Below are 10386 nucleotides of genomic sequence, written 5' to 3'. Positions count from 1 at the left end.
CCTCCACGCCGAGCACCCGCCGGGAGCCGTCGGAGGTCTCCGCCAGTTCCCGGACGAGGTCCAGGTAGCAGACGACTTCGCCGGCGCGCGGATGGAACAGGATCAGCGGGGGACGGTCGCCGTCGCCGTCGGAGAGCGGCACCAGCAGCCGGCCGGACGCGGCGGCGGCCTCCGGCAGCGCCTCGCAGAGCAGCTCGACCGTCGGCCTGCGGAAGATCAGGTTCAGGGGGAGTTCCACCCCGAACTCCCCGCCCACGGCCGACATCAGCTCGAACGCCTTCAGGGAGTGGCCGCCCATGGCGAAGAAGTCGTCCCTGACGCCGACCGGGCCGGTGCCGAGCACTCTCTCCCACAGCCGGGCCATCCGCAGCTCGGTCGCGTCGCGCGGAGCCACCCGAGGCGTGTCCCGGGCGCGGTCGGCCCCCGGCGCCGGAGCGGGCAGGGCCCGGCGGTCGAGCTTTCCGTTCGGGGTGAGGGGCAGCCGTTCCAGCGTGGTGAGCACGCCGGGTACCATCGGGGCCGGCAGCTCCTGCCGCAGGATGTCGCGCAGCCTTGCCGGGTCGCCGTCCGCGTCCCGCCAGATCACATAGCCGACGAGGACCGCGTCCACACCGCTCCCGTGCACCGCGGCGGCAGCCGCGGCGACCTCGGGGCGGCGGGCGAGCGCCGCCTCGATCTCGCCCAGCTCGATGCGGTGACCGCGCAGCTTGACCTGTCCGTCCGCCCGGCCCCGGTACTCCAGGCCGCCGTCGGGCAGCCTGCGCACCAGGTCACCCGTGCGATAGAGCCGGCCGCCGTCGTCGAAGGGGTCGGCGACGAACCGCTCCGCGGTCAGAGCGGGGCGACCGTGGTAGCCGCGGGCGAGTCCGTCCCCGCCGATGTACAGCTCGCCGAAGACTCCCACCGGCAGCGGCCGCAGCCGGTCGTCGAGCACGTGCAGCCGGGTGTTGGCGAGCGCCCCGCCGATCGGCGCCGGTCCGCCGCGGTCCTCGGGGGAGAGCCGGTGCGCCGTCGACCAGACGGTGGTCTCCGTCGGCCCGTACACGTTCCAGACGACGCCCAGGGCCGCGCGCATCCGCTCGGCGAGCGCCGTCGGCAGTGCCTCGCCGCCGCACAGCGCGCGGACCAGCGGGTTCTGCCAGCCGGCCGCCATCAGCTGGTGCCAGGTGGCCGGCGTGGCCTGGACGACCGTCGCCCCGGCCGAGTCCAGCTCCTTGGCCAGCAGCCTGCCGTCCCTGGCGGTCTCACGGTCCACGACCCGCACCCGCGCCCCGCAGGTCAGCGGCACCAGCAGCTCCAGCACGGCGATGTCGAAGGACGCGGTGGTGACGGCGGCGACGATGTCGCCGGGCCCTGTCCCGACCCTGCGCACCATGTCGTGCGTGAAGTTGGCCAGCGCCCGGTGCGACACCATCACACCCTTGGGCCGGCCGGTGGAACCGGACGTGTACAGCACGTACGCCAGGTCCTCCGGGTGCACGGCGCCCGGCTGCGCCTCCGGGGCGGCCGCACCGTCGCCGACCAGGTCGGCGATGTCCAGCACCCGCACCCCACCCGGGACCGGCGGTGTTCCGCCGGGGCCGTCCGAGGCGATCAGCAGGCGCGCGCCGCTGTCCGACAGCATGTGCCCGATCCGCTCGGCGGGATATCCCGGGTCGACCGGAACGTACCGTGCGCCGCTGCGCAACACGCCCAGCAGAGCGACCGGCAGCAGCACGGACCGGTCGACGCTCACGGCGACCGCCGCGCCGGGGCCCGCGCCGAGCGCGGCCAGCCGGCCGGCGACCCGGCCGGAGAGGTCCCACAGGCTCGCGTAGACGAGCCGTCGGTGGCCGTCGTCCACGGCCACCGCGTCCGGTGTCCGGACGGTCTGCTCCCGGACGCGCTCGTGCAACGGCGTGTCCGGGACCTCCTCGGCGGTGTCGTTCCACCGGGTGGCTGACTCCCGTTCCCCGCCCGCCGGGAGCAGCGCGAGGGAACCGACGCGGGTCTCCGGTGCCACCACGGCCGCGGACAGCAGCTCCAGAAGGGCCGCCGTCATCCGGGCCACACTCGGCCGGTCGAAGAGGTCGGTGGCGAACACGGCCTCGCCGTGCAACTCACCCGCTTCCTCGGTGAAGTACAGCGACAGGTCGAACTTCGAGGCAGCGCCCGCCAGTTCGCACGGCTCGGCGGTGATCGCCGCAGGCACGGCCGGCGGTGCGGGCTCCTCGTTGAGGACCAGCATCACCTGGAACAGCGGGTTGCGGCTCAGGTCGCGCTCCGGGCGCAGCTCCTCCACCAGCCGCTCGAACGGCACCTCCTGGTGGGCGTACGCCTCCAGCGCCGTGTCCCGCGCCCGGTCCACGAGGCCGGTGAAGGCCGGGTCGTCGGAGAGGTCCCCGCGCAGGACGAGGTTGTTGACGAAGAAGCCCACCAGCGGCTCGAGCTCAGCCCGGTCCCGGCCCGCGACGGGCGAACCGACGGCCACATCGTGCGTGCCCGCCCAACGCCCCAACAGGGTCTGGACGCCGGCCAGCAGCACCATGAAGAGGGTCGCCTCGCGGTCCCGGCCCAGCGCGCGCAGCCGCTCCACGAGGGGGGCGGGAACGGTGAAGGAGTACCGGTCGCCCCGCCCCGAGGCGATGGCCGGACGCGGGCGGTCCGTGGGGAGTTCGAGCGGAGCGAGCCCCGCCAGCCGTTCCCGCCAGTACGCGAGCCGCCGCTCCAGCAGCTCGCCGCTGAGCCGGTCACGCTGCCAGGCGGCGAAGTCGCGGTAGGAGACCGTGAGGGCCGGAGGCTCCTCCGCGCTCTCCCCGGTCCGCGCGCGATAGGCGGCGAAGAAGTCCCGCCAGAACACTCCGGCCGACCACCCGTCGAACGCGGCGTGGTGGGCGACGACCACGAGCAGGTGCTCGCGTGGCGCGGTGCGGATCAGCCGGGCGCGGATCAGCGGCGCGCGGGTCAGGTCGAAGGGCAGTACGGCGTCCGCGCCGGCCAGCTCCATGGCCCGGCGGACCGCCGCCTCGGCGTGGTCGTCGGACAGGTCCGTGAAGACCGGTTCGAACACGCCTGCCGGTTCGGTCACCAGTCGGGCGGACCCGCCGGGACCACCCTCCTCGACACGGGATCGCAGCACCTCGTGCCGGGCCACGACGTCCCGCAGGGCGTCCAGGGCTGCGGACACGTCGAGGGCACCCGTCAGCCGCGTCGCGCCGGGCATGTTGTAGTCCGGGCGGCCCGGTTGCAGACGGTCCAGCAGCCACAGCCGCTGCTGGCCGAAGGAGAGCGGCGACGGCCCTGGCGGCAGCACCGGGATACCCGGCTCCTGGTCCGCGCCGAGGGAGGCGAGGGCGCGGGCGAAGTCCTCGGCGACCGGGTGGCGGAACAGGGACCGCATCGGCACGTCCAGACCCAGCAACCGGCGCAGCCGCGACACCACCCGCGTGGCCCTCAGGGAGTGCCCGCCCCGCTCGAAGAAGTGGTCCCGGAGACCGATGGGGCCGTCCCCGAGGATCTCCTCCCAGACCTGGACGACCGTACGCTCCAGCGCCGTCCGGGGCGCGAGGTGCGGCCGGCCCGCACCGCCCCCGGCGGGCGCGGGAGCGGGCAGCGCCTTGCGGTCCGTCTTTCCGTTGGGCGTCAGCGGCAGCGAGTCCAGGACCATCACCGACGACGGCACCAGCGCCGCCGGCAGTACCGAGCGCACGGTGTCCAGCACCTCCGCCGGCCCGCCGTGCGGCGCTCCCTGCGCGCCCCACTCCACGTAGGCGACCAGCGCACGGTCGGCGCCGGTGCCGTGCGCGACCACCGCCGTGCGGGCCACCGCCGGGTGCCGCTGCACCGCGGCCTCGACCTCGCCCAGCTCCACCCGGTGCCCGCGCACCTTCACCTGGTTGTCGCGCCGGCCGTGGAACTCCAGCACCCCGTCCGCCCGCAGCCGGGCCAGGTCACCGGTCCGGTACATGCGGCTGCCCGGGGGACCGTAGGGGTCGGCCAGGTAGGCCGACGCGGTGCGCCGGGGGTCGCCGAGGTAGCCGCGGGCCACACCCCGCCCGGCGATGTACAACTCCCCGACGGCGCCCGCCGGCAGCAGTTCCATGCGCGGACCCAGGACACGCACCCGTGCGCCGGGCAGCGGCCTGCCGATCGGGACGCGCCCGCGCGCCACGTCCTCGTCCGAGACGACGTGGTAGGTCGTGGTGTTGGTGCACTCGGTGGGACCGTACTGGTTGACCAGCCGCAGCCGGTCCCGCCGGCCCAGCGTCCGCGCCGCGTCGGCGAGCGGTGCGGTGAGCGCCTCGCCGGTCGTCAGCACCAGGCGCAGGTCCGCGGACGGGCCCGGCGACGCGGCCACGACGAGGGCGAGCATGGACGGCACGACGGACAGGACCGCGGTGATCCGCTCGGTGTGCAGCAGGCAGGCCAGGGCGTCGGGGTCGTCCGCCTCCTCGCCGGTGGCCAGCACGACGCGGCCGCCCGTCGTCAGGGGGGCGAACAGGTCGCGCACCGACGGGTCGAAGGTGAGGGCGGTCCGCGCGAGGACGGTGTCCTCCTCGCCGAGCCGGAACGTGCCGGTGAGCGCGGCCAGATAGCCCGTGATCGCGGCGTGCGGCACCGCGACGCCCTTCGGACGGCCGGTGGAGCCCGAGGTGTAGAGCAGATAGGCGAGGTCGTCGGGGCCGGCCTCGGCGGGCGGCGGCGTCGACGGCAGAGTGTCGATCAGCGGCTGCTCCCGGTCCAGGTCCAGCAGCGTCACCCCGTCGAAGAGCCCGTCGGTCCCGGCCGACGACCCGTCCGCCAACGCCACCCGCGCGGCGCTGTCGGCGAGGACCGTGCGGACGCGCTCGGCCGGCTGACCGGGGTCCACCGGCACGTACGCCGCGCCGGCCTTGAGGACGGCCAGGACGGCGACGACCGTCCGGGTGGCGCGTCCGGTCATGACGGCGGCCGTCGACCCCGCGCCGACGCCCAGCTGCCGCAGCCGCCGGGCGAGCCGGTTGGCGGCGGCGTCCAGCTCGCCGTACGTGAGGGAGCGCCCCGCGCAGGTCACCGCTACCGCATCGGGCCGGCGGCGGGTCTGCTCCTCGACCAAGGCGTGCAGAGTCCCCGCTCGGCCGGGCAGCACTCGCTCGCCGGGCGTGTCCGCGCCGAGGAGTGCGGCGCGCTCCGCCGCCGACAGCACCTCAAGTCGGGACAGCGGCACATCCGGGCCGGTCGTGGCGGAGCGCAGCAGACGCGTGTAGTGCCCGGCGAACCGTTCCATCGTGGCGTGGTCGAACAGGTCCGAGGCGTAGCTCAGAGTGCCCGTCAGGCCGGCCGGGTGCTCGGTGAGGGCGAGGCTCAGGTCGAACTTGGCGGTGCCGTTCGCGGTGTCCAGCGAGGCGGTGCGCAGGCCCTCCAGGGGCAGGGTGTCCAACTGTTCGGGGTGCAGCTGGAAAAGGACGTCGAAGAGCGGGTTGCGGCTCAGGTCGCGCTCCGGGCGCAGCTCCTCCACCAGGCGGTCGAAGGGCACGTCCCTGTGCTCGAACGCCGCCAGCGCCGTCTCCCGGACCCGGCTCACGGCCTCGGCGAAGGTCGGGTCGCCGGACAGATCGGTGCGCAGCACCAGCGTGTTCACGAAGAACCCGATGAGCGGCTCCAGCTCGGTGCGGTCCCGGCCCGCCACCGGAGAACCGACGGCCAGGTCGTGCTGCCCCGTCCACCGGACCAGGAGGGCCTGGAAGCCGGCGAGCAGCACCATGAAGAGCGTCGCTCCCCGGTCCCGGGCGAGAGCGCCCAGCCGCCCGGCCAGCTCCGGCCCCAGCTCGAACGTCAGCGTCCCGCCCGCGCCGGAGCGCGTGTGCGGCCGCGGCCGGTCCGTGGGCAGTTCCAGCGCGGGCAGATCCGCGAGCCGCTCCAGCCAGTGAGCGATGCCCCGGTCGGCCGCGCCCTCCGCCAGCCGGCGCTGCTGCCAGTGCGCGTAGTCGCCGTACTGGACCGGCAGGGCGGGCTGTTCGGGGCGGCGACCGCTCCGCAGGGCCGCGTAGCCCTCCGACAGCTCCCGCCACAGCACGGGCATCGACCAGCCGTCGGCCACGGTGTGGTGCAGGACGAGGACGAGGAGGTGCTCCTCGGCGCCGACACGCACCAGACGGGCCCGTAGCAGCGGAGCCCGGGTCAGATCGAAGGGTGCGGCGGCGTCCGCGTGCGCCAGACCGAGGGCCCGCGACCGGGCCTCCTCGGCCGGCAGCGCACCGAGATCCGTGTGGAGCGGTGCGAACACCTCGGCCGGCTCCACCAGCTGTACGGGACCGTCCGCACCTTCGACCAGCCGCGAACGCAGCACCTCGTGCCGCGTGACCACGGCGCGCAGCGCGTCCAGCAGGGCGGCCGTGTCGAGGGCCCCCTCCAGACGCACGGCGACCGGGATGTTGTAGTCCGGGCGGCCCGGCTGGAGCTGGTCCACGAACCACAGGCGCTGCTGAGCGAAGGACAGCGGCGCGGGGCTCCCGGTGGGACGCGGCCCGACCCGCTCGGCGACGGTGCCCTGGGTGTCGAGCCGCAACGCGTCCAGCGCGGCGGCGAACCGCTCCAGCACCGGGTGCTCGAACAACAGCCGCAGCGGCACCTCCGCACCCAGCCGCACGCCCAGGCGCGACACCGCCCGGGTGGCGCGCAGGGAGTGCCCGCCGAGGGCGAAGAAGTCGTCGTGCCGGCCGACGCGACCGGTGCCCAGCACCTCGCCCCACACCGCGGCGGCGAGCTGTTCGCTCTCCGTGCGCGGCTCCGCGAACTCGGCCCTGCGCGGGCCGTGCTCACCGGGCGAGGGCAGGGCGCGCCGGTCGAGCTTGCCGTTGGGCGTCAGCGGCAACCGAGGCAGCGGCACGATCGCGGTGGGCAGCATGTACGCGGGCAGCCGCCGGGCGAGCGCGCGGCGCAGCTCCTCGGGGACGGCGTCCGCGCCGGGCGTGGCCACCACATAGGCGACCAGGCACGGTTCACCCGGCGTCTCCTCGCGGACCACCACGGCTGCGCGGCTCACAGCCGGGCACCGGATCAGCTCGGCCTCGATCTCACCGGGCTCGATGCGGAATCCGCGGATCTTCACCTGCTGGTCGGCGCGGCCCAGGTAGTCGACGGTGCCGTCCGGACGCCGCCTGGCCAGGTCCCCGGTGCGGTACATCCGGGCCCCGGGCGGACCGTAGGGGTCGACGGCGAACCTGTCCGCCGTCAGGCCCGGCCGGCCGACGTAACCGCGGGCGACGCCGGTGCCGCCCACGCATAGCTCGCCGACCGCGCCCTCCGGCACCGGACGCCCGCGCTCGTCGAGCACGTACAGCCGGGTGTCGTCCAGCGCCGAGCCGATCGGCACCCGGCCCTCCACCGCGCTGCCGTCCCCGCCGTCCAGCCGGTAGGCCGTGGCGAACGTGGTGGTCTCGGTGGGACCGTAGCCGTTCACCAGCACCGTGCCCGGAGCGGCCTCCAGGGCCCGCCGGAAGGACACGGGATTCGCGGCCTCACCGCCGGTCCACACCTCGCGCAGCTCCGTGAGCAGTTCCACGCGCTCCTCTACGACGACGTCGAAGAGAGCGGCGGTCAGGAACAGCGCGGTGATCCGGTGCTCGCGCACCAGCCGGGCCAGCGTGTCGGCGCCGATCCGCCCAGGCGGTGCCAGGACCACGGTGCCGCCGGTCAGCAGCGGCGTCCACATCTCGTACGTGGAGGCGTCGAAGGCGAGCGGCGCATGGGCGAGGACCCGGCGGTGGGCCCCGCCGAAGGCGGAGTCCCGCGCGAGGGCCGCGATGTTCCCCTGGGTCACGCCGATGCCCTTGGGCTCACCCGTCGAGCCGGAGGTGTACATGACGTAGGCGAGCTGGTCGGGTGCGCAGAGCACACCGGCCGGCCGGACGGGTGTGTGCGCCACCGTCCCGGTCCAGGTGGTGCCGTCCGTTCCGGGCGCGGGGTCCTCGGTGGCGTCGAGCATCGGCACGGGTGACCCCGCGACGGCCTCGTGGCAGGCCAGGGCGGCGTCGGTGAGCATGAGGCGCACACCGGTGTGCTCCAGCATCCAGTGCAGCCGCGGTACGGGGAACGCCGGGTTGAGCGGTACGTACGCGCCGCCCGCCTTGAGCACGGCCAGCATGGCGACCGGTACGTGCACCGAGCGGTCCATCAACAGCGCCACGGGCGTCTCGCGGTCCACCCCGTCCGCCCGCAGCCGGGACGCCAAGGCGTCCGAGCGGGCGTCGAGTTCGGCGTAGGTGAGCCGGTCGTCGCCGCAGACCACAGCCGTCGCCCCGGGGGAGCGCCGGACCTGCTCGGCGAACAGCTCGGCCGGCGCGGCCGGCGCCAGGTCCTCGCGCACCGGCCCGTGACCCGCGGCGACGAGACGGGCGGCGGACTCGTCGCCGGGCAGCAGCTCCGCGAGCGGGCGCTCGGGGGCCTCCACGACCGCCGACAGCAGGTCCAGATAGTGGCCGAGCAGCAGTTCGGCGGTGGCCGGGTCGAAGAGGTCGCTGTCGACGACCAGCGAGCCGGTGCAGCGGTCGGCTCCCTCGGAGACGAACACGTTCAGGTCGAACAGCGAGGCGCCGAAGTCGCACGCCACGGTCTCGACGGCCACCCCCGGCAGGCGCAGCGCCGCGGTCTCCTCGCTCGCCGCGGCGAACATGACCTGCACCAACGGGTTCATGTCACCGGACCGCTCCGGGCGCAGGCGCTCCACCAGCCGGTCGAACGGCACCTCCTGATGGTCGTACGCCTCCAGTGACACCCGTCGGACGCGGCCCAGCAGCTCCCGGAAGCCGATGTCGCCCGACAGGTCGGTGCGCAGTACCAGGGTGTTGACGAAGAAGCCGATCAGCGGCTCCAGTTCGACCCGGTCGCGGTTCGCGACCGGCGTGCCGACGGCGATGTCCGTACGACCCGACACGCGAGCCAGGACTGCCTGGAAGGCGGCGAGCAGCGTCATGAACAGGGTGACCCCACGAGCCTCGGCCAGCCGGCGCAGCTGGTCGGTGAGCTGCTGGTCGAGGGTGAACGGGAGACTGTGCCCCCCGCCGCTGCGACGGGTGGGCCGCGGCCGGTCCGCCGGCAGCTCCAGCGGGTCCAGACCGGACAGCCGCTCCTCCCAGTGCCGCAGCCCGGCGTCCATGGCGCCGCTCGCCAGGCGCTCCCGCTCGCCGCGGGCGTGGTCCTGGTAGGTGACCGGCAGGTCGGGGACGCGCGGCGGCACGTCCCGCAGCAGGGCGGCGTAGCCCTCGGACAGCTCCTGCCACAGCAGGGACATGGACCAGCCGTCGGTGGCGATGTGGTGCACCACCAGCACCAGCACGTGGTCGTCCGCGCCGAGGCGGATCAGCAGGGCGCGCAGCAGCGGCCCGGCGGTCAGGTCGAAGGGCCTGCGGGCCTCCTCCCGGGCCAGCTCCAGCGCCCGCAGCTCGGCGTCCGCCTCGGGAGCGCCGGCACCCGCCGTGGTCGCGCCGGCCGTGCCGAGGTCGAGCAGCGCGAGTGGCACCTCGTCGGGGGCGGGCAGCACGACCGGGACCGGTCGACCGTCCCGCTCCTCGAACACCGTCCGCAGCGGTGCGTGACGTCCGACGACGGCGGTCAGACTCCGCCGCAGCAGATCCCGGCGCAGCGGGCCGCGGAGCCTGACGACCTCGGGTATCGCGTAGCCGGACGCGCCGCCCCGCATCCGGTCCACCAGCCACATGCGCTCCTGGGCGAACGAGGCGACGAGCGGTGCGGGGGCGTGCGGCGCCGCGGAAGCCGCGGGAGCCGCCGGCGAGGGCGCGGTGCGATCGGGCGTGCCGCCCGTGCCCGCCGACGCGTCGGCCAGGGCCGACCGCACCCGGCTGCGCATCAGCTCCCGGGCGGCGGCCAGCCGGCTGTCGGTGGCGCCCGGCGTGCTCTCCTGGATGGTCACGAGGTCTCTCCCTGCGAAGCGTGGGCCACGGAAGCCGTGTGGGACGGGCTCGACGTGGGGGGTGTCGGACGCACCGGGGGTGTCGCGGACGCGGGGGGCAGCGCGTCGTCCGGTGTCGAGGCGGCTATGTCGGCGAGGAGGGCGGTCTCGACCGCCGCGGCGAGCGCGGCGACGGTCCGCTGCTCGAACAGGGTGTGCAGGGGCAGCTCGAAGGCCAGCGACCGGCGCAGCCGCGCCGCGACCCTGGTGGCGCTCAGCGAGTGACCGCCGAGGGCGAAGAAGTCGTCGTGGCGTCCGACGCCCTCGACACCGAGGACCGCGCTCCACACGGCCGCCACCAGCTCCTCGATCTCGCCGTCCGGCGGTTCGTGCCCGGTCGGCGCGGCGGCCGGCGCGGGCAGGGCCCGGCGGTCGAGCTTGCCGTTCGGCGTGACGGGCAGCGCGTCCACGACGGCCACCAGCGGCACCATGTACTCGGGCAGACTCCGGGCCAGACC

General features: G+C 75.2%; 2 protein-coding genes. Both read right to left on the bottom strand.

Annotation, left to right across the window (positions count from 1 at the left end; all coding sequences use genetic code 11):
* Positions 1 to 9889 (bottom strand): amino acid adenylation domain-containing protein (locus tag ACFWN1_RS28475; protein WP_384367961.1); only part of this gene is annotated, 9889 nt, incomplete at its 3' end.
* The coding region (locus tag ACFWN1_RS28470; RefSeq protein ID WP_384367959.1) for a phosphopantetheine-binding protein at positions 9886 to 10386 on the bottom strand (501 nt) is incomplete at its 5' end. The genes ACFWN1_RS28475 and ACFWN1_RS28470, both read right to left, overlap by 4 nt.

This window comes from Streptomyces sp. NPDC058459 (assembly GCF_042721685.1).
In the GTDB taxonomy this organism is placed as follows: domain Bacteria; phylum Actinomycetota; class Actinomycetes; order Streptomycetales; family Streptomycetaceae; genus Streptomyces.
The sequence above is the reverse complement of the archived record's forward strand: the minus strand, read 5'-3'. Positions and strand labels throughout refer to the sequence as shown.